This is a genomic window from Senegalimassilia anaerobia JC110, from assembly GCF_000236865.1.
In the GTDB taxonomy this organism is placed as follows: Bacteria; Actinomycetota; Coriobacteriia; order Coriobacteriales; family Eggerthellaceae; genus Senegalimassilia; species Senegalimassilia anaerobia.
Genome location: NZ_HE611015.1, coordinates 271,707 through 296,059 on the forward strand (window position 1 = coordinate 271,707; position 24,353 = coordinate 296,059).

Annotated in this window: 17 protein-coding genes and 7 tRNA genes; 2 read left to right on the plus strand and 22 right to left on the minus strand. The window is 59.2% G+C overall.

Translation table 11 applies throughout. The features are described from left to right. The first annotated feature begins 208 nt into the window (after window positions 1-208). Entirely contained in the window at window positions 209-2,380 is a 2,172-nt protein-coding gene (locus SFHG_RS04510; protein WP_202898090.1) for a HelD family protein, read from the plus strand. 20 nt (window positions 2,381-2,400) lie between these two features. Next, complete coding sequence (locus tag SFHG_RS04515; protein WP_042434302.1) at window positions 2,401-4,185, plus strand: ABC transporter ATP-binding protein; 1,785 nt, start codon at window positions 2,401-2,403, stop codon at window positions 4,183-4,185. 21 nt (window positions 4,186-4,206) lie between these two features. Here SFHG_RS04515 and SFHG_RS04520 read toward each other — a convergent pair whose 3' ends face one another. From SFHG_RS04520 to secG, 22 genes are all read right to left on the minus strand, one after another. Further along, window positions 4,207-5,307 carry a nucleoid-associated protein gene (locus tag SFHG_RS04520; RefSeq protein ID WP_042434305.1) on the minus strand — a complete coding sequence of 367 codons (1,101 nt, stop codon included), beginning with the start codon at window positions 5,305-5,307 and terminating at the stop codon, window positions 4,207-4,209. A gap of 131 nt (window positions 5,308-5,438) precedes the next feature. Further along, window positions 5,439-6,362 carry a UDP-N-acetylmuramate dehydrogenase gene (murB, locus tag SFHG_RS04525; RefSeq protein WP_187364748.1) on the minus strand — a complete coding sequence of 308 codons (924 nt, stop codon included), beginning with the start codon at window positions 6,360-6,362 and terminating at the stop codon, window positions 5,439-5,441. A gap of 5 nt (window positions 6,363-6,367) precedes the next feature. Beyond that, the gene (locus SFHG_RS04530; RefSeq protein ID WP_042434313.1) at window positions 6,368-7,888 is read right to left on the minus strand and encodes a helix-turn-helix transcriptional regulator; all 1,521 of its coding nucleotides are present in this window, start codon (window positions 7,886-7,888) and stop codon (window positions 6,368-6,370) included. A 351-nt stretch (window positions 7,889-8,239) separates the two neighbouring features. After that, entirely contained in the window at window positions 8,240-8,491 is a 252-nt protein-coding gene (tatA, locus tag SFHG_RS04535) for a twin-arginine translocase TatA/TatE family subunit (RefSeq protein ID WP_042434316.1), read from the minus strand. Between the two features lie 540 nt (window positions 8,492-9,031). Further along, window positions 9,032-9,949 carry a formate dehydrogenase accessory protein FdhE gene (locus tag SFHG_RS04540; protein WP_042434318.1) on the minus strand — a complete coding sequence of 306 codons (918 nt, stop codon included), beginning with the start codon at window positions 9,947-9,949 and terminating at the stop codon, window positions 9,032-9,034. A gap of 269 nt (window positions 9,950-10,218) precedes the next feature. Then, window positions 10,219-10,983, minus strand: coding sequence for a cytochrome b/b6 domain-containing protein (locus SFHG_RS04545; RefSeq protein WP_052297803.1), 765 nt, complete (start codon window positions 10,981-10,983; stop codon window positions 10,219-10,221). Next, window positions 10,983-11,924, minus strand: a complete 942-nt coding sequence (locus SFHG_RS04550; protein WP_042434320.1) for a 4Fe-4S dicluster domain-containing protein — start codon at window positions 11,922-11,924, stop codon at window positions 10,983-10,985. The genes SFHG_RS04545 and SFHG_RS04550 overlap by 1 nt, the downstream gene beginning before the upstream one ends. An 11-nt stretch (window positions 11,925-11,935) precedes the next feature. Continuing rightward, window positions 11,936-14,494, minus strand: a complete 2,559-nt coding sequence (locus SFHG_RS04555) for a molybdopterin-dependent oxidoreductase (RefSeq protein ID WP_042434324.1) — start codon at window positions 14,492-14,494, stop codon at window positions 11,936-11,938. A gap of 48 nt (window positions 14,495-14,542) precedes the next feature. Then, a complete protein-coding gene (locus SFHG_RS11290) occupies window positions 14,543-15,145 on the minus strand; it encodes a molybdopterin-binding domain-containing protein (RefSeq protein ID WP_042434327.1) in 603 nt (200 codons plus the stop codon). A gap of 882 nt (window positions 15,146-16,027) precedes the next feature. Further along, a complete protein-coding gene (locus SFHG_RS10090; RefSeq protein ID WP_148514755.1) occupies window positions 16,028-16,975 on the minus strand; it encodes a hypothetical protein in 948 nt (315 codons plus the stop codon). A gap of 222 nt (window positions 16,976-17,197) precedes the next feature. Next, complete coding sequence (locus tag SFHG_RS04570) at window positions 17,198-17,731, minus strand: GNAT family N-acetyltransferase (protein ID WP_148514756.1); 534 nt, start codon at window positions 17,729-17,731, stop codon at window positions 17,198-17,200. Between the two features lie 176 nt (window positions 17,732-17,907). Continuing rightward, window positions 17,908-19,443: a GNAT family N-acetyltransferase gene (locus SFHG_RS04575; protein ID WP_202898091.1), complete on the minus strand. Its 1,536-nt coding sequence runs from the start codon at window positions 19,441-19,443 to the stop codon at window positions 17,908-17,910. Between the two features lie 134 nt (window positions 19,444-19,577). Further along, a complete protein-coding gene (gene uvrA / locus SFHG_RS04580) occupies window positions 19,578-22,454 on the minus strand; it encodes an excinuclease ABC subunit UvrA (RefSeq protein WP_042434334.1) in 2,877 nt (958 codons plus the stop codon). 122 nt (window positions 22,455-22,576) lie between these two features. Then, window positions 22,577-22,652 (minus strand) — tRNA-Gly (locus tag SFHG_RS04585). A gap of 105 nt (window positions 22,653-22,757) precedes the next feature. Continuing rightward, window positions 22,758-22,832 (minus strand) — tRNA-Val (locus SFHG_RS04590). 196 nt (window positions 22,833-23,028) lie between these two features. Continuing rightward, window positions 23,029-23,104, minus strand: a tRNA-Gly gene (locus SFHG_RS04595). A gap of 20 nt (window positions 23,105-23,124) precedes the next feature. Then, window positions 23,125-23,198, minus strand: a tRNA-Cys gene (locus SFHG_RS04600). Window positions 23,199-23,258: 60 nt separating this feature from the next. Further along, window positions 23,259-23,334 (minus strand) — tRNA-Gly (locus tag SFHG_RS04605). An 8-nt stretch (window positions 23,335-23,342) separates the two neighbouring features. Further along, a tRNA-Val gene (locus SFHG_RS04610) sits at window positions 23,343-23,417 on the minus strand. Between the two features lie 177 nt (window positions 23,418-23,594). Beyond that, the gene (locus SFHG_RS10600; RefSeq protein WP_148514757.1) at window positions 23,595-23,837 is read right to left on the minus strand and encodes a hypothetical protein; all 243 of its coding nucleotides are present in this window, start codon (window positions 23,835-23,837) and stop codon (window positions 23,595-23,597) included. Between the two features lie 19 nt (window positions 23,838-23,856). Further along, window positions 23,857-23,943: transfer RNA gene (locus SFHG_RS04615), tRNA-Leu, on the minus strand. A 76-nt stretch (window positions 23,944-24,019) separates the two neighbouring features. Next, on the minus strand, window positions 24,020-24,277 hold the full coding sequence (secG, locus tag SFHG_RS04620) for a preprotein translocase subunit SecG (RefSeq protein ID WP_042434338.1): 258 nt from the start codon (window positions 24,275-24,277) through the stop codon (window positions 24,020-24,022). Window positions 24,278-24,353: the final 76 nt, after the last annotated feature.

Genomic DNA, 24,353 nt, shown 5'->3' on the forward strand with positions numbered 1-24,353 from the left:
GAAGCCTCGCGCAAACGCGTGCGACATGGCGCCCCCTCGTTCGGGAATCCCCGCACCAGGCGCAGTTTCGCAAGCGCATGACAAACGACGATCGCATCGTACACCGCTTTGCGTTACCTATTTATGGAGAGGCCGCCCGCAATCGGGCGGCCTCTCTACGCTTGCGCTAAACTAGAATGCCGAAATTTCGAGCGAAGGGTGGGCAGCTGTGGCCGACAACATGCAGGATAACCTCAACGAAACCGCATCCGACCAGGCATGCGACCCGGTCTTCCAACAAGAGCAGGACCACCTGTCCGACACGTACGCCAAGCTTGAGGCCATAGCGAAAAACCTGTCGGAGAAGATGGAACGACGCCGCTGGCAGGCCGCCAAAGACAAAGACGACATGCAAGGCGAGGTCAAGCACAACTTCGCCAGCGACGGCGAAGCCCAGGAGACCTACGTCGACTACGCCGTGCTCAACAACCTTATCCGCGATTACAACCTTGAGCAGGACGCCGACAGCGAGCGCCTTGCCGCAGCCGCAAAGCTGCTCGAACAGCCCTACTTCGCCAAAATCAGCCTGGAGATGCGCACCGGCGCCCCGGCCAAGGACATCTACATCGGCCTTGCCGGCGTTGCCGACGAAAACTACCGCCGCATGGTGGTGGACTGGCGCAGCCCCGTTGCCGAGGTGTACTACAACCAGGAAAACGGCGCCACCTCCTACGAGGCCAACGGCCGCACCATCAAAGTCAACCTGCTCAACCGCCGTCAGTTCGACATCGAGGGCAAAACGCTTCGCGCGTATTTCGACTCCGATGTCGCCATCGAGGACTCGCTGCTGCTGCAATCGCTTTCCGCACAGCGCTCCGAGCACATGAAGGCCATCACCGCCACCATCCAAAAAGAGCAGAACCTCATCATCCGCCACGAGGACGTGCCCGCATTGCTGGTCGCGGGCATCGCCGGCAGCGGCAAGACCAGCGTGCTGCTGCAGCGCATCGCGTACCTGTTCTACCGCAACCGCGGATCGCTCGACCCGCGCCAGGTGTTCTTGATCAGCCCCAACCCTGTGTTCGCGAAATACATCGAGAACGTGCTGCCGGACCTGGGCGAACGTAACCCGGAAACCATCACCTACCACGACTTGTGCGCCCGCCTGCTTCCCGCTGGCCGCAATCCGCAGGACAAGGAAAGCCCGCTTGAACTGCTATGGAAGATCGACCGCGCCGTCGAGGGCCTTCGCTTCGAGCTTGCGGACTTGCGCGACATCAAGTTCTACGGCGTACGCCTGGTATCGGCCGGCGCCATCATGCAGCTGATGCAGAAGTACCCCAACGTGCCGGCCGGCCCGCACCTGGTCACGTTGGTGCGCGAGGAACTGTTCAACCGCCTAGACGCGCGCCTGAAACAGATGGCTGCCACCGAAGCGGTGCAGGACGAGCTGTTATGTCTGTCGCTTGATGAGCAGGTGCGCCTGTTCAACGCGCCGTACGACCCGCAAACCGAGCAGGAAGCTCGCGACTGCGCGCTCGCTTATCTGCAGGAGCGCTTCGCAGGGGCGGTGCTTGCCATCGAGCGCGATGAGTGGCTGCGCATCGACCGCATCGGCATGCGCCTGCTCGGCGTAGAGAACCTACCCGTGAGCGCATGGCTGTACCTGAACATGGCCGTCACCGGCCTGGGAAATCCTGATGCGCGCTACGTCATGATCGACGAGGTGCAGGACTATACGCCCGACCAGCTGGCAGTCATGGCCCGCTTTTTCCGCCGCGCACACTTCATGCTGCTCGGCGACCCCCATCAGGCCATCCGTCCGGAAACGGCATCCTACGAGCAGATCCGTGAGGTGTTCGAGTGCCTGCGCGGCTCCATCGAGGATTGCCAGCTGTTGACCAGCTATCGCTCCACGCCCGAGATCACGGCGCTGTTCGCGGGCCTTTTGCCCGAAAGCGAGCGCATGCAGATTTCGGCTGTGCAGCGCGCCGACCAACCGCCGGCGCTGGTCGCCTGTCCCACCGAGGAGGACTACGAGCAGAACCTGCGCCGCGTGATTCGCGAAGCATCCGACTACGACGGGCTCACCGCCGTGGTGGTGCCCTGGAAAAGCCAGCTCAAGCGCTTGCAGAAACTGCTCGGCGACGACACTCCGCAGATCATCGGCCAGGATAGGCGCCTGCCGTCCTCCGGCGTGCTGGCGCTCACCCTGCCGCTGGCGAAGGGCTTGGAATTCGATCACGTCATCATCCCCGACGCCGGCGCCAGCCTGTTCCCTGCGAACGACCACGTGGCGCAGAACCGCCTTTACACCACGATAAGCCGCGCAACCCGCACCATCACCATCCTGTCCAACGGCCCGCTCACCCCGCTGCTGGATTTCACGCACCAGAACTGATACGCACTCGAAGGAGCCTCATGGCAACGAACCGATCGACCACCACACGCCGCACCCTGCACTACTACTGGCAGGTCACTCGCAAGCACTTCGGCCTGTTCGCCGCCCTAATGGCATCGACGTTTCTGTTCGTGGCCTTGCTATCGTACGGCAACCCGTATGTGATGAGCCTGGTCGTCGATCGCGTGAGCACCGGAAGCGTGGAGTCCGACCAAGTGTTTGCGGTCTACGGCCCCTATATCGCAGCGCTTATCGCCATCAACGTGCTCGGGCAGGCAGCAAGCAAGCTTCAGGATTACACCATGTACAAGCTCGAGATCGCAGCTGCCTACGACCTTGCCACCATGAGCTTCGATGCGCTGTGCAACCAGTCCATGAGCTTCCATTCGAACCGGTTCGGAGGCACGCTGGTCAGCCAGACGAGCAAGTTCATGAGCGCCTACCAGCTGTTACTCGAAACCATCACCTTCCCATTTTTGCCGGTTATCTGCTCGGTGATATTCACGTGCGCCATTCTGGCGCCGCGCGTGCCGGTATACGTGGTCATCCTCATGGCGCTGCTAGTCGTATACGCTTGCGTTTCGTACTACATGTACAAGCGAATCCTTTCGCTGAACGAGAAGGCCGCCAGCGCGCAAAACCAGCTCTCCGGCGAGCTTTCCGATTCGGTGGCCAACATCCTAGCCGTGAAGACCTCGGGGCGCGAGGACTACGAGCGCGCGTTGTTCGATCAGGCGAACCGCCAGGTGGTGGAACGCGACAGCAAGCGCATGTGGGCGAGTTTGGCCCGCGGCATCATCACCGCGTGCATCACCGTGGTCATCATGAGCGTGGTGGCCGTGTTCATCGCCGGCGGAAACGCGTGGTACGGCATCAGCGCCGGCACGCTCGTGATGATGTTCACCTACACCTACACCGTCACGAACCAGTTCAATTTCATCAACAACGGCCTGCAGCGCTTCAACCGCGCCTTCGGCGATGCCAGCGGGATGACGCAGACCCTTGACGAACCCCGGCTTGTGGCCGACCTGCCCGGCGCGCCGGACATGGTGGTACGGGACGGCGCCATCGATTTCGAGGGAATCGGCTTCCACTACACCGACGGCAATGCGAAAACCACGGTGTTCGAGGATTTCAACCTGCATATTCCCGCAGGTCAACGAGTGGGTTTGGTCGGCCTGAGCGGCGCCGGCAAAACCACGCTCACGAAACTGTTGCTGCGCTTGTCCGACATCCAGGACGGTCGCATCCTCATCGACGGGCAGAACATCGCCGAATGCACGCAGCAAAGCCTTCGCCGCTCCATCGCCTACGTGCCGCAGGAGGCGCTGCTGTTCCACCGCAGCATTGCCGAGAATATCGCCTATGGGCGTCCCGACGCAACTATGGAGCAGATCCGCGAGGCCGCGGCCCAGGCCAACGCATTGGATTTCATTGAGAACCTGCCCGACGGGTTCGACACCATCACCGGCGAGCGCGGCGTGAAGCTCTCCGGCGGGCAGCGCCAGCGCGTCGCCATCGCGCGTGCGCTGTTGGCAGACTGCCCGGTGCTCGTGCTCGACGAGGCCACAAGCGCCCTTGACTCCGAAAGCGAGGCGCTCGTGCAAGACGCTCTGTCAAAGCTGATGCGCGGCCGCACCTGCATCGTCGTGGCGCATCGCCTTTCCACCGTTGCCAGCCTTGACAGGATCGTGGTCCTCGACCACGGCAAAATCACGGAAGACGGCCCGCACGCCGACCTGGTAGCCGCCAACGGCGAATACGCAAACCTCTGGAACCGCCAAACCGGCGCCTACCTGAAGTAGCCCCGCCCCAGACACTTTGGGCTAGCGGTTCTCGATGCTGCCGATGTTCTTGAGCTCGATTTGGATGAGGCCGTTCGGGGCGCTTTTGAATTCGATGAGCTCGGTGTTGTGACTGTACTCGGCAGGGAACGTCAACACGATGCCCGTGTCGGTGACGATCTTGTGGTTGCGGCTGACGCGTTTGGCCACGTCACGCTCCATGTGCACGCTTTCGCCAAGCTGCTCGTCGGCGGCTGCTTGCTCGAAACGGCGACGGGGGCCTTCGTCGTCGAACACCTCGTCCACAAACTCGTCAAACGGCACCTCGTCGGAATCATCAGCGTTCTCGGCCAGGTAAGCCTTGGCGCGTCCCATGGCAACGGCGGAGTTCACCCCGAACTCCTCGGCAACTTCCTCGACCAAGCCCATAGTGGTATCGAACAGCTCCTTGCTGGAAGCCTCGTTGGAGCATTGCAGCAGGCCGTCGGGGATGAGCCAGCGCTCCTCACCGGCGATCTGGCGGGGCTTGTCAACGAACTGCACCGCCATAGTGCGGGCATTCACCAGCGCAAACGATGTGATCTTCTGCGAAGGGTTCGGCAAAATGGCGTGATGACGCTCAATGTTGTTGCGGGTGGCGCCATCTTCGCCGCGCCCGACCTCATGCATAAAGGCAGGCTTGCTCTCAAGCAGCAGCAAGCCGAAGTAATGCTCGCTGCGCGCATTGTAAGCGGCGGCCTCCGCGGCTGCGGTTGCCGCAGCGATCTCCTCCTCGGTGGCATCATCGGCCAACGGGGGCATAGCGGGCGGCTTCTCCTGGTCCTCGAAATCAACCACGAGCAAGTCGCACGACGAGGGGTTCTCCATACGGCCGAGCTCGTCGGACATGAACTGGGCCACCTGCACGGAAAGGTCTACGAAGTCGCGCTCGCCCTTGAAATACGCGCTCAACTCCGCCGCAAACCCGCTGTCAGGGAAGAACTCCCCGCGACGGTTATCCATACCGCCCAACGCATGCCTGGCAATGCGCATGACATACGATTTAACGTTCTTGTTCGTCAAATCCAGCTCGTCTTCGGAAAACACGTTCACGCATGACACGAAATCGAACACGTGCAGCACCGCGTGGTTGATCTTGAACATCCAGCCTCTCCCCTGCCTACCTCGAACTTGCACCTCAAAACGCCCCGGCGACGCCCAACCTTGCAAACGCAACGGCGGCGATCCGCCTTACGAACGCACGCCTTTTGATCGCCTTCGAAACTAACGCAACGCTATTCTTCGCCCTCGAAGCCCCACATGCGCACCTCGGGGTACATGCGCACGCCTTCCATCTCGTACACGCGGCGCTGCACCTCGGCAATCAAATCGCGGACATCGCGAGCCGTCGCACCGCCAGCGTTCACCACAAAACCCGTATGCTTCTCGGAAACCTGCGCGCCGCCCACACGGAAACCGCGCAAACCGGCATCCTGAATCAGCTTGCCGGCGAAATAGCCAACGGGACGCTTGAAGGTGCTGCCGGCGCTCGGCATTTCCAGGGGCTGTTTCTCAGCACGTCGCTGAGCTAGATCGTCCATGCGCGCACGTATCTCACTAGGGGAATCGGGGCGCAGCTGCAAGGTGGCCGAGAGCACGGCCCAACCGGCATCGCCCATCATGGAGTGACGATATCCCCAGCATGCCTGCCAAGCATGAAGGTTCACGATACGCCCCTGCGGCGTGGCGCACACAAGCGAGCAGCACACGTCGCGGAACTCCCCGCCATAGGCTCCAGCGTTCATGATGGCGGCGCCGCCGATGGTACCCGGGATTCCGCTGGCGAACTCATAGCCCGCCAAACCGGCAGCGCATACGGCCTCGGCGACCTGGGCATTCGACGCACCGGCCTGCACCGTCACACGGGAACCTTCCACAACTACGTCCGAAAAGCGCTCGGCAAATCGAACGATAACCTCGGGCAAACCCGCATCGGCCACAAGCAGGTCGCTGCCCAGGCCCAGCAAGCGCACAGGCTGGCCAGCGCCATGGCACGCTGCAATAACATCAGCTGCCTCCTGAACGCTGGCCGGCTCGACCACCACGGCAGCAGGGCCACCGATCTGAAACGTGGTCAGCCCGCTCATGGGCACATCCCTGCGCACCGCCTGCTCCCCGACGATTTCCCGCAGCGTTTCCAACAAAACCTCGTTCACCATATGGATCACGACTCCTTACCGGATAACAATGCCTGGGATTCGCGTTCGCCCAGGTCGATCAACTCTTGTCGGCTATGTACACCGCATTTCCCGTAAATGCGGCGCAAATGCGTATCAACGGTGCTTTTTGCGATGAACAGCTCCGCCGCCATGCGCTCGCCCGTACGGCCGCGAAGCGCCAACGGCAAAATCTCGGATTCGCGCTTGGAAAGCTTGAACTTGGAAGCCATGACACGGCAAGCATCCTCGAACCGATCGGCCTGCTTGGCGATGCGGGACAGCGCCAAGAAGTCCCCCTCGGTGAAAAGGAACAGGTACGCGAACAACGTTGCGAAACCCGCGCAAGAGGCAACGGCGAAGGGGATGTCGCCCGAAGGAGAGGCGATCTGCAAAACATTGCCGAGCGCCAATCCTCCCGCTTCGCCAAGGTAGAGCGCGGCAAAACCCCTGGAGAAGGAAAGTGCGGCGTCCATGCCGGTCAGCTTCGCCATCAACACGAACAGCGAAACGAGTACGGCGGAAAGGCCCAAGTACCCCGCAAGCACGATGGAATCTCCCGGGACACCGAAAGGCTCTAAGACCGGCATGAACAGGTACCCTGTCATCATAAGCAGCAACGCGAGACGATATACGCCAACCAAAAGCCTGCTCACTTCGCCATCGGACCCGCTACGGCGGGCAGTCACGCCCACAACCTGCAACGACCCGGCGCAGAACAGCGCCAGCAGCAGCAACGTCGCCGCAAACGTAGGTGTGGCGACGCTACCCGGATCCGAAGCATAGGTTTCCATGAGCCCGCCTGCCAAGCCGAACACAACGGATCCGCCTACGACCTTGCGCGAAATGCGATGCGTCTCAGCCCGCTGCTGTTTTGAGGCGAGCAGCGTCGCGATAGTGAGAGCAGGTTTTTTTTGCGAGTCCGCGTTCTCCTCGACGCGCTCGCTCGAAAGCAACGGCTCGACGCCGACAAGCGCCCAAGCGCTGCCAAAGGGAAGCAGGTTCGCCACCGCAGCAGCGAGCGGAGCCTGCGAACAGACGACGGCGAGCAGGAACGTGAAAACGGCGGCGACGGCAGTTGCAAGCAACACGCCACGGGAGCTTTCCCCATGCGATCGGGCACCGAGCGCCCTGCCCCACGCCGCAAGCATGCAGGCGAAGGGAACGCCCACCAAAACGCCTTCCATAGCCATTGAGGCAAGGCCGTATTCGGCGGGAAGGGAAACGGAGGAACCGATGGCCAGCAACACCGCATAGCACCACATAAGCGAACGGTTCAGCAGCACATCGCGCACGCGCAGGGCAACGGCGCGCAGCACGATGAGGGTGACGGCCGCAGCAAGCAAGGTGATGAGCAAATCGATGCGTTCAAAAGTGAAGCCGCCAACGGCGAGCGCGCTGTTCCATCCCATGTAGAAGAGCGCGAACATGAACGCCTGATGGCACGCGTACCCGAGCAGCGTACGCACAAGAGTGTGATCGAAGCGCGTCTCAGGTGCGCCGGTATGATGGGTTGAAGAATTCTGCATACTCTGAAGTGTACCAGCAAGCACCGTTCAGACCTCGGCTGCACGCAAGGGACCACAAGATTACCCGGGCAAATCCGAGCTCCCGGTCATTCGCGCCCCCCACAGACCACATCGCCATCGTCTCAGCCCATTACAGTCTGAGATGAGCCATCGATGAACTTCGGATGGCCGTCTGCCCCTGCCCCGAAGAGGGACCCATGAGCGAAACCGAGGACGCCATCACCACGCAAATCCCGCTCCCATCAAAACTGCGAACCAGGATAGAGCGAAACGCCCGTGCAAAACCTTGCGCGGGCGTTTCGCTGTTTGCTGTATTTCCGATAACGGAGGCTTGACGCCCCCAAGGAAATCCTATTCCTCGCTTGCGGCGGGAGCCTTCTTGGCGGCCTTCACAGCCTTCTTCTTCGGCTCCTCCTCCACTTCCTCGTCCTCATCGAGGTCGATCTCGGGCTTACCCTCGTCGGAGGTCATGCCCTCGCGCAGGCTTTTAACGGACTTGCCGATGGCGCTGCCGAGCTTGGGAAGATTCTTCGGGCCGAAGATAAGCAGAACGACGACCAGGATGATAAGCAGCTCGGGAACACCCATGCCCAAAAACTTCATTGACGACTCCTCCTTTTAGGATGTTGCAAAGCGGGATCGACGTTGCCCGCATCGCTTGTAACGTGACAGGCGATCGCACCCGTCAGCTCGTTTCAACGCAACCGATGATGCCGTCAGAGAATGATCGCGTCTATCATGCAAACCTGTGATTTCGTACCTAAAGCCCCCATTAATTCTGTCGTGCAAATTGAGTATAGTTAGCGTTTTCCCTGTTGAGAGGCTCTTGAAAGTCATATTTATTCAGTTTGGGCCAAAATCGCAAACCCTCGTATCAAATAAAAGGATACCTAACCGACGTTCCCTCAACGAAGCCTAATAACGCGCGGCTTTTCCAAATCTGCAAGCAAATGCCCATGTCCCTTGACGGGAAAGATGCTTCGACTTCAGTTTTGGCCTGAATAGAATTTTGAAAGACAAGGGTTGCCGAAATCGAAATCAAGAACGGGAACGTGCCTCGAACAGCTTTGCCCCAAAGCGCGAAAAAGGCAGGGGTCGAAACCCCTGCCTTCAAACGGATAACGGAAAAATGCAGCTTAACGGCTAATCCTGCTGCGCCTCCTGTGCCACAAGCTGACGATATGCGATCAGGTCAAGCTTGGCCATGACCACGTCCTCGACCTCGTAGCTGAACGGATACAGCTGCGCCATGGGACCATCCTCTTGGTAGACGGTTCTCACATAGCCGCCGCACTCATCGCACGTGGCAATGCGGTGATCATCGTCGCCCTCGACGTTGAAGAAATGCAAATGGCCCTGATTCTGCGTGCCGCAGCGAGCGCAACGCACGCGCTCGATATCCCAGACGCAACCGCACTGCGCGCACCACAGCGCACGGCCGCGGCCCTTGGTCTTCGTGCCCGCCTGGCCGACATGCGCCACGGACGCCTCGCACCCGCAGACCGGGCAGTGAACCGGATACGGCTGATCGGCATTCCCGTCAACACGCGCCGCCTGCACCTCCTGGGCAATGGGCTCCAACAGCGCACGGAGCGCCAGCGAAACAACGGCTGCACCCATACGCCCGGCATCCTCACCGAGCCCATCATCTTGCAAAAGGCCCGCGAACGCTTCTACGTATGCGGAAGGGTCGTTTCCGGCAAGCTTCATGTCCGATGCCGCCACCAAACGGTCCCAACGCACACCCGCAAGCGCATCGCGCGTTGCCTGGTCGAACTGCTCGAACACCGTCATGGCACCCGCTAAACGCTCAGCAGCATCTGCCAGCGCATCAGCCGGGATGTCGGCAGGATACGCGCGCAGCACCGGCTGCTCGGCATTCGAGCACTCCTTGAGCGCGCCTGCATCGGGAACCACATGCTCGACCTTAGCGGCATGTTCCTTCTGCACCTCAGCCTGCACACCCCACAAGGTGCGGAAGAAGCGCAAGCGTTCCTGCTCGGACTCGGAGAGCTTAGGCAGATACGCCTTCATGGCCATATCGATGTGATTAAGATCCATAGTTGATTACCGCTTTCATCTCGTTGAAACGATCGAGCCGAACATGAGCCGCAAAACACCTGCGGAACACGCCGACGCGACCGAAGCCTGTTGGCAAACAGCTGCATGCACGTCATGCCATCCAGCTGCGCACCAGCACGGCACATCCAAGATAAACGGTAGCCCGACGCTCACCTCCACAAGGGGAAGCGTCTGCGAAGCACCGGGCTACCGGATAGATGGGCGGCGCATCACGCGCCGCCCATCATGGTTTCATAGACGATCAGGAGCTACTTGGCATCCTTCTCGACCACGTTCTTGCCGGAGGCGATCTCCTTACGAGCCCAATGGCCCCAGTGGTACAGAGCATCGGCTTCGGAAACCAAACCGTTGCCGAACATCAGCTTGTACGTGCCGCGATAGGGCTGGAAGATGCCGCCGCCCAGGAAGATATGGGCCAAACCGAACACGGCGATGAGCAAAAAGCCCAGGTCGTGCAGGAACAGCACCACGCCATAGCCCGTGCCCAGGTCGACGATGGTCGAACCGGCGACCAAGATCAGGCCCGTGATGCCCATGAGCGCGCCAGCCACCCACAGCATACCATCGGCGAAACGCTGGCCGGACTTCACCTCGTCCTGGTCGGGCATGTGGATCCACTTCGCCATGAACAGGTACGGGAAGAACAGCAGCATCCACTTCTTGTCGTCGCTGTTCCATTTCGCGAACAGGTTCTTGAAGATGTGGGCCACGCCCTTCGGAGCCATGATCGCGCTGATAAGGGGCACCAGCACGAAGATGAAGCCGAGCACGCGATGCGACATGCGGATGACGAAGACCGTATCGGCGCCTACCGCCTGCGCAAGCTGCGGAACGAACACGAACAGGCCCGAGATGGCAAGCAGGATGCACGCGATGACCGTGATGCCATGCGTCAGGCGCGCCTGCTTGGAATGACGGACGATGTACTTCTCCTTGCCGGATGCCGCGCGCTCCTGGAGGAACGCCGCGTCCTTGGCGCGGGCTTCCGGGGAAACGTTAACGGAGTGGCTCATTATTTGTCCCCCTTCTTACCGATCGGAAGGTTCTCGGTTATGTGCTCCATCACCGTCTTATCGTCCTGCGGGTCGCCGTGCTGCACCACGTCGCCGGTGATCACCGACACCGTATCCTCGGTCTCGGGGTTGTACGCCAGCTTATCGCGCTTGTAGCCGATGGCCAGGCCGAACATAACGGCCAGGCCGGCAACAGTCAGACCGGAGATGGCGCCGGTGACCGGCTTGATGATCTGGGTGAGCTGAGCCGTTGCGGGAGCCTGCGGGTCCTGCACCTGGTCATGTGCGTCGATGCCGTACTTGAGCACCTGGATGACGTGCAAGCCGCCCATCTCGCGCTCGCCGTACAGGCAGGCATCGGGATAGCCGTTCTCATGCAGCCAGGCGACCTTCTCCTTGCCCTTGGCGATCATCTCGTCGCGATCGCCGAACTGCAGGGCGTTGGGCTGGCATGCGGAAACGCACGCCGGCGCCATACCGTGGGCCACGCGGTCAGCGCAACCCGTGCACTTGTCGATGACGGTCTTGTCGAGCAGACCATTGGACTCGTAGCGCGGCACATCGAACGGGCAGACGCTGTGGCAGTACTGGCAGCCGACGCACTTGTCCTGGTAAACCTCCACGAAGCCGGTCTCCTCGTTGCGCACGAGCGCGCCGCCGGGGCACACCGACGCACACGGGGCATCGGTGCAATGCTGGCATGCGCGACGGCCGAACGCCCACTTCACCGGCTTGATCTTGCTATCGCCCTCAAGCTCGTTGAAGGTGATGATCAGGCGGGTGTCGCCGTTGAGGTCGGCCGGGTTCTGATGCGTGCCGGACCACTTGGTCTCATTCGTGCCCAAGGGGCTCGGCAGGTTGTTCCACGTCTTGCAGGCAACCTGGCAGCCCTTGCAGGCGGTGCACTTGGAGGAATCGAAATAAATAGCCTTTTCAGTCATGTCAATCCCCCTTATGCCTTCTCGATATCAACGAGGAACGCCTTGTATTCAGGCGTGAACGAGTTCGGGTCGCCGACGTTGGGCGTCAGGTCGTTGACCACGTCGCCCGTACCGTACAGGTCGGCCCAGCCGAAGTGATGGGTCAAGCCGACCTGGTGCTGCACCTTGCCGTTGACGTTCATCGGCTGCATGCGCTTCGTGACCAGTGCGGGCACGACGACCGAACCGCGGTTATTGAACACGCGCACCTCATCGCCGTTCTTGATGCCCTTCTCAGCAGCGAACTCCTCGCTCATCTCGACGAACTGGGCCGGCATGGACTCCACGAGCGCCGGGCACAGACGGGTCTGGCCGCCGGTCCGCCAATGCTCGGTGACGGAGTACGTGGTGGCCACGATCGGATACTGCTCCTTGGTGCCCTGCTTCGTGGACGCGTACTGCGTGCCGAACGCGCACGGGTTATGGAACGCGCCGTTGAGCGGGTTTTCGTCGCACGGGGACTCGAAGGGCTCGAAGTGCTCGGGCAGCGGGCCGTCGACCATGCCGTAGCTCTCCAGACGAGCGTTCTGCTCCCACAACATGAAGAAGGTCTTGTTGTTCGGCGGAACCGGCTTGTCGCCCTTGACCGCGACGAAGTCGGCCTGGTCGACCAGGATCCACTTCTCGCCGTTCCACTCCATGAGCTTCTTGTCCTCGTTCCAAGGCTTGCCCTGCATGTCGCAGCTGTTGCGGTTGTACAGGATACGGCGGTTGCTCGGCCAGCTGAACGCCCACTCGGAGTTCAGGCCGATGCCGGACTTGTCCTCGGTGTTGCGGCGGCACAGCGGCTGCTCGGCCGGGTCAAGCGGAGCATCGTTGTTGTTCCACATACCGGAGTAGATCCACATCGCGCAAGCGGTGGAACCGTCGGCGCCCAGCTCGGCGTAGCCCTTGAGCAGATCGGTCTTCGGGTTGGCGGAATCGGTGTTGCACTCGGTGCCGGCCACGCGGTAGCCGTTGAGGGCCCACGCCACAGGGCGCGGGTCAATCTTGCCGTCAACGTAGTAGTCCCACTTGGTCTTGAGGATCGGATCGGGGTTGGCGCCGCCCTCCTTCTTGTACAGGTCGCAGATAGCGGTCCACAGAAGGTCGCACATCTCGTAGTCGGGCTTGGCCTGGTCCCACGGCTCGACGGCCTGGTAGCGGTACTGGATCCAGCGGCCGGAGTTCAGGATGATACCCGGCTTCTCGTAGATCAGCGCGCACGGCAGATAGTACACCGTGGTGTCGATCTCGGACGGGTTCATATCCGGCGCGTTCCAGAAGCTGGCGGACTCGGTGATGACCTGGTCGGCGACGACCAGCCAATCGAGGTTGGCCATGGAACGGCGCACGTTGCCGGCGTTCGGGGCCGAATGGCAGGGGTTCATGCCCCAGTTGAAGTAGCCCTTGATAACGCCCTGCTGCATGAGCTCGAACGTGGAGATATGCGTGTAGTCGACGGCACCCGTCTCGGACGGGACCTTCGGCCACCAGTCGTAACCGTAGTCGTTGTCCACGGTGGCGTTCTCGCCGAACCACTCCTTCAGGGAGGAGACGATGAACTTAGGCTTGTTGGTGTAGTAGCCGTCGGAATAGGTCTGAGACTCCAGCCACTTGCGCAGGCTTGCGCGATCGGTGGTGTTCGCCCACTTCAGGTAAGCGGGATGCTCGTTGACCATCATGCCCATGTCCGTTGCACCCTGAACGTTGGGCTCGCCGCGCAGCGCGTTCACGCCGCCGCCGGGGATGCCGATGTTGCCAAGCAGCAGCTGCATCACGGACATGGCGCGCGTGTTCTGGGCGCCATAGGTGTGCTGGGTCTGGCCGAGCGCGTAGAGCACGGTGCCGGCCTTACCGGGCTTGGCGGTAGAGGTATAGGTTTTGTAGACGAGTTCGAGAACATCCTTGTCTATACCGCAGATACCGCAAACGGTGTCGAGCGTGTAACGGGAATAGTGCTTCTTGAACTGCTGGTAGACGCACATGGGGTCTTGCAGCGTCATGTCCTTCTTGGGGTTGGTGAGCGTCGGCGTGGTGAACTCAGGGGTGCCGGGCTTCTTAACCCAGGCGTATGCGCCGTTCTCGCTGGTGTCCCAGTCCTCGGTGGACTCGGTCTCGTAATGCCAGCTGTGGGCGTTGTACGTCTTGGTCTTCTCGTTCCACCCGCTGAACAGACCCGTCTCGGGATCGAACTTGTAGTCGGGATCAAGGATGTAGGAAGCGTTGGTGTAGTTGAGCAGGTACTCGAAGTTGTACTCGCTCATGTCGCCGGTTTCCTGGTACTTGGCCAGGTTCGGCTCGATGAGGTGCTCGATGATGTAGTTGTACATGCCGCCGTAGAACGCGATGTCGGTGCCGGAACGGATGGGGCACCAGATATCGGCCTGCTCGGCCGTACGGGTGTAGCGCGGATCGACGACGATCCACTTAGCGCCCTGCTCATGAGCCTTCTCTAGCCACAGCGCGCTTACGGGGTGATTCTCAACGGAGTTGGAACCGCAATTCAAGATGACGTCGGTGTTTTGGAAGTCGCACCAATGGCTCGTCATGGAGCCACGACCGAATGAAGCTGCCAGACCGGCAACAGTGGGGCCGTGTCAAACACGAGCCTGATTGTCGATGGCGATGACGCCCAGGGAGCGCATCATCTTGAGGATCAGGTATTCCTCCTCGGAGTTTTCCTGGGAACCGCCCAGGCTTGCGATGGCCGGGGTGTAGTTCACCGTCAGGCCGTTGTCGTTCTTCTCGATGAACGAGGCATCGCGCGTGTCCTTGACCTTGCGGGCGATCTCGGCGATGGCGTCATCCCAGGAGATGTCCTCCCAGTCGCTTGCGCCGGGACGGCGCACCAGCGGGCGCGTCGAGCGCTTCGGATTCTTGATAACTTCGCGCGTCTCGGGGTCGACCACGTTGCGCAGCTGGAACATGGTAGCGCCCTTCGGGCACAGGCCGCCCTCGTTGATGGGATGGTCGGGGTCGCCTTCCAGGTTGACCAGCTCGCCGTCGCGCACCGACAGCAGAGAACCGCAACCACCTGCGCAATAGCAGCAGATGTTGGTGTACTCTTCGGTGTTCACCAGCTTCCAGTCTTGCTTGGACTCAGACGCGAACGCCTGGGTCTGCGAGGAAAGCTCGAACGCCATCGTGGTTGCCAGCGCAGCGCCGGTTGCTTTGAAAAAGCCCCTGCGTGACAGGTTCATGCCCCTCACTCCTTTCCTACTCGTCTTGCACTCGTCTAAAAACCGATGCGAAACCGCCCACCGTGCCCTCTTGCCGATTGGAGGCTGCGGGGAGAAGGCGCCGAGGCGGCGCATCGCGTATCCGTATCGTGCGTCTACGGATACTTATTCATGCTAATGCATAATTTGATACGAAACTGACACCATTCCGCCAAATGGTGCACAAATGCACCCATTTGGAACAAATCCCCCTGAACGGGTTAGAAATAATTGGACCATTCTGCGGGTTTGTCTATTTTTTTCCTATATGAATGCTTCCAATTACTCGGCTATTCCTATTGCGATAATCATGTTAAATACGGGGGATTAGACAGTTTTCATTATGTGTTTACTTGTTTGACAACCGATTCATATCGGCTTACCAACGGTTCGAAGAGATATCGACCTGAAAACGCATCATCATTGGACGAATTTCCTGCATCGTGGCGTTCTGAAACTGCATATTCTAAGTCGAGAATGCGCTTGATGGCATATGCGAGGCAGGGGCTAAACTCACGGATACGGTTCCGCGATCGCAGTTGGCGCAACATCATCAGCGGCCCGTTAAGTCACCAAGCAATTCTAAAAAGCTTCCCCGCTAAACCCAGACGCAGTGCGGCTATGAGATACGATGGGGACCTAAGGCTAAGACTGAAAATCCGTCCGGGACGTTAGAGACAATGCCACGAAGCGGCACGACGAACCGACCCCCGGTACGCATCGAGGTCAGCCAGTTGGCAACAAGGTGAAACAGCCGCAAAGGATGGCGAGGCAATGTAAGCGATACTCGGCAAGCAACAGAGCCTAGAAGAATACGAACGACGCCCAACGAAGGAAAGGACAAAGAAGCGAGCAACCTGCCGGCTACAGGCTTTCGATGACCTTTGCGGACACGACATTGCTCGGAGACACCAGAATGGCACCGACGCTATCCACGTGAGGCGCGTTCACGAAAAAGGACCCGTTGGAGTTACCGCCCATCGTGGAGACTTCCTCATCCTGCAGCGTGATCACGATATCGGCGCCTTGGAGGTTGCGCACATAGGTGCGAACCGACGAAATGCACACGACAAGGTCGACCTTGCAATCGCGGAAGTATTTGACACGCGCTTCGGCAGCCTTTTCGGAAAGCGGCACATCGACGGAGAACACGCCGATGCGCTTCGAGCCGCGCTTGAGGATAACGCCATCGCTGTATTGAGACGGGTCGGCCGTATCGAGCACCAACACCGTGGCGCCCTTCTCCTCATAGTTGGCCTGAACCTGCTCAGGCGCGACCGGCTGGCTCTTCGCAACATCCATGCCGCCGCGGACGGTGGCGGCTTTCAGCACCGTCGCGTTATCCGAAGTTCGATCAGATTCGCTATCGTCCTGCTCGGAGGTATCGGGGACAGGCGCCGCAACGCTGCCGACATCGGACGTCAAGCCGGATGCTTCATCATTATGCGTTTGAACAGCAATGCTATCGGAAGATTTCGTCTGCCCCGAAGCAGCCTTCGAGGAGCTGGATTTGCTCGAAGGGTTGCTAGAGCCCGTACTCGAGGAACCGCCGCTCACGGATGCGTTCTCGTCCGCAGACGATGAAGCTACGCTGCCACCGGAAGAGGAGGCCGATGCGGCCGCATCAGAAGAGGTGGGCGATGCGGAGGCGCTCCCGGATCCCGAAGCACCCTCGTCGGCCTTTCCGGCCGTGTCCGCAGAGCCCGCTCCCTCCTCAAGCTGTGCATCGGGGCTGTTTTGAGAATCAAGCGTCTTCGCGTCCGCCTGAACGGGAAGCGTGCCGGCATACACGATGGAGGTGTACCCCTCCATCTGGCCCACCTTTTCATCGATGGAAGATGCAGCGACGTTCCATGAATGCCCTGCAACCATATACCAGGCGATCCCAAACGTGCTGAGCACGATCAGGATGAGGAATACGCCGAGCGCTTGTTTTTCACGAGTTCCGTTAGACATAGGTTCAAGTATAGTGAATGGCCCGCAAACCGCCCGTACTCCGCGGGCACACGCGCAGAGTTTACAGAAAAGCCTGCGCTAAAGTAACTTCTCAAACGCGACGCGGTCGGTGGAAGCACCTTCCGCATGGCTGATATGCACGATGCCGCAGCGGCTGAAGCCGCATCGCTCTATGAGTTTGAGCATAGGAATGTTACCGGGATGCGTTTCAATGCGCAGGCTCTCGCACCCGCGCTGACGGGCAACCGGCTCGGCGGATTGCAGCAGATTGCGACCAAGACCCTTCCCGCCATGACCTTGGGCAACCGCAACACGATGCAACACGGCATATCGTGGGTCGCGAGAATCGGACGCCGTCAACCATGCACCCTCGATGGAATCGTAAACCGGTTCGCCAGTGAAGCCGATAACGGTGGTGGCAACTACTTCGCCGTTCTCCTCAAGCACATAGGAGTGACCGGCTTCGATATCATCTTGCACGATTTGCTGCGTAGGATAAGCACCTTGCCATTGATCGATGCCAAGACGACCTAGCGCGGCTTTGCCGTCCATGAGCACGGCCCAAATGCCATCGAAGTCGCCATGGTCGGCAATGCGAAACTGCAATGTCATGGTTATCCTCACTTCCAGCCGTCGATGCGGCTCCGCCCTTTCTTGCATAGATGATGTGAAACACCCTCAGCAATGGTAAACGTCTACAAGTAGTTGGCAACCCAGAATCCGCAACGGAACCCATGTCGCCAACAAAACAGCGGCTACGCTATAGCGCTCGGCGCCGTCACGCCGCCCTATCTCAAGCGCAGCTCGTACGCGGAACGCGGCTTCTCTCGCCCGAACGTATCGCGCACCTGAATGGTCCCGCAAAACGTGAAGCCTCGTGTTTCAAGCAGCCAACGCATCGGTTCGTTCTCCGGATAGATATCGGCACGCAGGCTTACGCGGCCGCCCTCACGGGCGATACGGCAAGCGCTATCGACGATGAACGACCCGACGCCGCGTCTGCGGACCGGTTTGTCGACGACCACCCAATGCAGCTCGGCGTACTGCTGCGGAGATGCACCGGTGTCGGTGACCCATTCGCCCTTGATGCCGCGCTCATAATTCTTATCCGCCGAGAAGGACACGGCGAACACGGCGATCATCTGGCCTTCGGCATTCTCCACCACATACGTGGAACCATCGTTGACGCTGCGGGCCAGACGCCGCGTGGACGGGTATTTCTTGTACTTGCCCTCGTCGATGCCCAATTCGGCAAAGGCTCGATGTCCCTCGTTGAGCAACGCCTCCACGCGGTCGATATCGGCTATGGTTGCAGGTCGGCTATTGTAATATCCGAGCACCGACGCACGACCGGCGAACACCGGCGGATCTTGCGGAATCGGCGCCGTCTCCACGCCCGCAAGCCCGGCATCCGATCCCTCGCCTTCCCGCTTAGGCTCGAGTTCGGTGACCATGACGATCATGACAAGGATGCACGCGCATCCCGCCATATCCCAGGTACTCACCGAGCTATGCAGCCACAGCACGGAGAGCACCATGGCCGAAACCGGCTCGGCGGCGCACAGAAGCCCGGCTTTCACAGGTCCGCAGTCATTGATTCCCTGAAGATACAGCATATAAGCCGCGCAGGTGCCTACAGCGATGACCGCCGCAAGGATAAGGAGGAACCCAGGCGTGAGCTCGACGGGGACGGCCCAAGGCTGCACAACGGGCGTGAGAACCGCTCCGCCGAACAACATGGCGAACCCCGTGACCATCATCGAGCCCCATTTGGCAAGCACCTTAACCGGCATCAACGTATACAAGGCCAACGCGACGGCCGACACCATGCCCCAGAAGCATCCCTGTTGGGACAGCGCCAATCGGGAAAGATCGCCTTGCGTGGCGATCAGGACGAGCCCCGCCATGGCGAACACGAGCCCAAGCACCTCGCGAGGATTGGGAAGTCGGCGTTTGCGCAAGCACGTCCACAGCATGATGAGCACCAAACCCAGCTGCTCGATGGTGGTGCCCACGCCAGCGCTCGTGTGGTGGATGACGCTGAAATAGCTCACCTGGCATAGCGCGATTCCGAAAATGGAGAACGCCGCGATGCTGATCATGGAACGCCAATCGCGGAAGAGCGCCCCCACCGACCGCCAGTCCTTCACGAACACGACGCCGAGGAAGAATACCGCGGAGATGAGCATGCGCACGCACGTGATCCAATAAGCCGGCGCGCCGTAAGCACCCATGAGCAGCTGGGCGCACGTGCCGGAAAAGCCCCAGCAAACGGAACCAGCCAATGCGCAGACGATACCGCGCATCATATGCCCGCTCCGCAAAGCCGCTCCTTGATGCACCCCTACCGCTCCTTCCCGAATAAGAAACCCGCCTCTTGCGCGGAGACGGGTTTTGCTTCTTTAGCGTCAAAGACGCCCACCGAAATCGGCAGGCGTCGCAATGTAACAAGACTATTTTACAGCATGCGAGCGAGGAATCGACCCGTGTAGCTTTCCTTCACAGTAGCTACGTGCTCGGGCGTTCCCTCGGCCACCACGGTGCCGCCGCGCGCACCGCCCTCCGGGCCCAAATCGACGATATGGTCGGCGCTTTTGATGACGTCAAGGTTGTGCTCGATGACGAGCACCGTGTTTCCCGCATCCACAAGACGCTGAAGCACCACGAGCAACTGCCGCACATCCTCGAAATGCAATCCGGTAGTGGGCTCGTCCAATATATAGAACGTTTTGCCCGTCTGACGACGATGCAGCTCGCTTGCCAGTTTCACGCGCTGAGCCTCGCCGCCGGAAAGCGTGGTAGCCGGTTGCCCCAAGCGGATATACCCAAGCCCCACATCGAATAGCGTTTGAAGCTTGCGCTTAATCCCGGGGATGTTCTCAAAGAACAGCAAGGCATCCTCGACCGTCATGTCGAGCACCTCGGAGATGTTCTTACCCCTATAGGTGACCTGCAGGGTTTCGCGATTGTACCGTTTACCTTCGCACACCTCGCATGGCACGTAGATATCAGGGAGGAAGTGCATCTCAATCTTGATCTGCCCATCGCCCTTGCAAGCTTCGCACCGGCCCCCGCTGACGTTGAAGCTGAATCGACCGGGGCCGTACCCGTGCGCCTTGCTCTCCTGCGTGCTAGCGAATAACGCACGGATGTCATCCCAGAGGCCGATATAGGTGGCGGGGTTGCTGCGAGGCGTCCTGCCGATAGGGCTTTGATCGATGTTGATCACCTTGTCGATGTTCTCGACGCCGGTGATCTTGCGATACGCGCCCGTACGCCGGTGGGCGTGGTTAACGCGATTCGCCAGCGCAGGAGCCAGCGTATCGGTGATCAACGAGCTTTTACCGCTACCGGAAACGCCCGTGATGACGGTGAAGGTACCGAAAGGAACCGACAGCGTCACATTGTTCAAGTTGTTCTCGGATGCGCCGGTAAGTTTCAGGAATCCGCGCTTGGGCTTACGACGTTGCTGCGGCACGGCGATTACGCGACGACCGGAAAGATAATCAGCAGTGAGCGAACCTTCCGTAGCCGCCACCTCCTCCGGCGTTCCGGCAGCTACCACCATACCGCCGCGCTCGCCCGCGCCCGGACCCATGTCAACCACATAATCGGCGGCGCGGATGGTATCCTCATCGTGCTCGACGACGATAACGGTGTTACCGAGATCGCGAAGATGTTCGAGCGTGCCGATAAGGCGCTCGTTGTCACGCTGGTGCAAGCCGATGGAAGGTTCATCGAGAATGTAAAGAACGCCCATCAGGCCCGCGCCGATTTGCGTAGCCAGACGGATACGCTGCGCTTCGCCGCCGGAAAGGGTTGCAGTAGCACGCTCCAAAGTCAGATAATCCAGGCCCACATCGACAAGGAACTTCAAGCGTGCGACGATCTCCTTCGCGATAGGATTCGCAATCGCGCCTTGCTGGCCATCGAAATGCAAGTCGTTAAAGAATCGATAACAATCCAGGGCACTCATCTCGCACACCTCGTGAATGGACTTGCCGCCCACGGTGACCGCGAGAATCTCAGGCTTCAGTCGCTTTCCTCCGCACGTTGGGCACGGAACGACGGCGAAGTAGCTTTGCAGCTTCTCACGCTGCGTATCGCTTTGCGCCTCCTGGTATTTGTGCATTACCGCGGCAAGGGCGCCCTCCCACTCGATGAACCAGTAGGTGTTACGTCCATCGACCGTGGTGTAATCCACCCTGACCTTTTCCTCACCCAAGCCTTCGAGCAAAGCCTTCTGGACTTTTTTGGGCATGTCCTCCCACGGGGTGTTCTCGTCGCAGCCCATATGCAATGCAACGGCTTTAAGGACCTGAGGGTAGTAGTTGCCGCTCTTAAAAGGCGCGATGGCACCCTCCGACAACGTCAACGAGGGGTCGGGAACCACCAAACTGGCATCGACCTCTTCCCTGCTGCCGATACCCGAACAGTCAGGACAGGCTCCGTATGGAGCGTTGAAACTGAAGTCGCGCGGCTGAAGCTCGTCCATGGAATGGCCGTGCTCAGGACAGGCCAATGCCAGCGAGAACAGATACTCGCCTTCGCCAAGACCGCCTTTTGCTCCGCTGGAGGCACCCCCCGCCTCGCCCTGAGGCTTGCCATCGGGACCGAGCACCTGCACAAGGACGCGGCCTTCCGCCAACTTCGTTGCAAGCTCCACCGCTTCGGCGATACGACCGGTTGCGGCCTCTTTGAGTTGCACGCGATCGACCACCACATCGATGAAATGCTTGATCTTCTTATTGAGCGTACGAGGCTGGCCATCCAACTTCACTATCTCGCCATCGATACGAACACGGCTGAAGCCCTCATGAGCCAAGTCTGCGAACAGCTTGGTGAATTCTCCCTTACGACCAGCAACCACCGGCGCCATGATGATGGCCTTCGCGCCGGGATCCAAGGCCAGGATGTCATCGGTCACCTGATCGGTGGTCTGCTTCTTGATAACGCGACCGCATTCCGGGCAATGGGGAACGCCAACGCGAGCGTACAGCAAGCGAAGATAATCATATATTTCAGTGGTAGTGCCCACCGTTGAGCGGGGATTGCGAGAGGTGGTCTTCTGATCGATCGATACCGCCGGGGAAAGTCCATCGATGCTATCGAGGTCAGGTTTGCTCATCTGCCCCAAAAACATGCGTGCATAGCTGGACAAGCTTTCCACGTAACGTCGTTGCCCCTCGGCGTACATAGTATCGAACGCCAGGCTTGATTTGCCGCTACCCGACAAACCGGTGATCACAACCAGCTTGTCGCGAGGGATGGTGATGTCGACGTTTTTCAGATTGTGCTCGCGAGCGCCCTTGATGACAATGGAATCCTGACCCATACTACCCAGCCTTCGATAATCGCTTAGTTTTTCGCGTATCCTATCATACGAACAGGTGTTTGTGGCTGCAAATTTCGATGCAACAAAAAAGCGACCGAATAATCTCGGTCGCTACACATTCATGGAGCGGACAACGGGATTCGAACCCGCGACCCTCACCTTGGCAAGGTGATGCTCTACCAGCTGAGCCATGTCCGCATGTCTAAAAATCAGTTTAAACGAAAAATGAATCGACGCAAGATAAAACTCATTGTTGTGAATTAAATCTCACAATGAATCATTCAACTGATTCAAACTGAAAAATGGTGGGCGTTACAAGATTTGAACTTGTGACCTCTTCCGTGTCAGGGAAGCGCTCTCCCCCTGAGCTAAACGCCCATTCCAACAATCACATCTTGGGGGGCCAAGACGCAAGAAAATATAATAACGGAATCAGGGATCTTTGCAAGACCCTATTTTGAAAATCTTTTCGATCCTAACCGTACATAGCCGCGAGGTTGATTCACGCGGTTATGGAGCCCCTCCAGACCGAAACAATAAAAAAGCGGCCGAGTTATAGACCGCTGTCATTTCATGGAGCGGACAACGGGATTCGAACCCGCGACCCTCACCTTGGCAAGGTGATGCTCTACCAGCTGAGCCATGTCCGCATGTTAGGTTATCAAAAATTTGGAGGCGACGCCCGGATTCGAACCGGGGGTGAAGGCTTTGCAGGCCTCTGCCTTACCACTTGGCCACGTCGCCATCCTGGCGTCTTGTCTTATAAAGAGCTGGTTGGATTCCCAACCAGCTCGTCAAAGACAATGGAGCGGACAACGGGATTCGAACCCGCGACCCTCACCTTGGCAAGGTGATGCTCTACCAGCTGAGCCATGTCCGCATCTCAAATGGTGGGCGTTACAAGATTTGAACTTGTGACCTCTTCCGTGTCAGGGAAGCGCTCTCCCCCTGAGCTAAACGCCCACTTGAGTCATTTGCTTCAGCGCTTTCGGCGCGTCGGCAAGGAGATATAATACCTGAACCAGAAATCTTGGCAACCCCCTTTTTTGAAAAAGTTTGAACTTTTTTCGACACGCCATGTTCAAAGCAGCCGTTTTTCCTGATGAAGGACTAGATTCAAGATACTCCAATACCTTGTGTTTAGCTTTGATGCCCGTGACGCACATGCAATTCGGTGTCTTGCCACTCCTTGGCAACGCTCAGTTTTGGCTTTACCGCCCATGGCGCACTCAGAATTGCAACGAAGGAAGGTTCGAGGAGCGGGTTTCCGCAGACGACGATGGTTTGATGACCATCGGCAACTGACAACAAGCAACTACCTCGATTACAGCCGACAACAAACAAACTGTCTAGATCGACAACAGGCAACAAAAAAGCGGCCACATGGCCGCTTTCTGAATTCTGGTGTCGGAGGCGGGATTTGAACCCGCACACCCGTTACGGGCACAAGCACCTCAAGCTTGCGTGTCTGCCGTTCCACCACTCCGACGAGTTGTTGCCGAAAAGCAACGATGATTAATATACCCGAACCTTACGTACTTGCCAAGACCCAATTTCAAAAAATTTTATCGGGTGGCGATAGTGCCGGACGGATACACAATCATGAGCGCGATAAGCGACAGCAAGAAGACGACCGCGAAGATGATAGTGATGCGGTCGAGGTTCTTCTCGACGATACTGGTACCGGTTTGGGAAGAGTACACGGAGCTGGCGATCATATCGGAGATGCCCGTGCCCTTTCCGGAGTGCAGGAGAATGAAGATGATGAGACCCAAGCCGGAGATGACCAGCAAGGCGATGAGGATGATCAAAAGCGGATTCACGTGATGCTCTTTCACTCGAAATAACTACGTACGCAAGTAACCAAGTATAACGAAACGCGCCCGCGCAGGCAAGAAA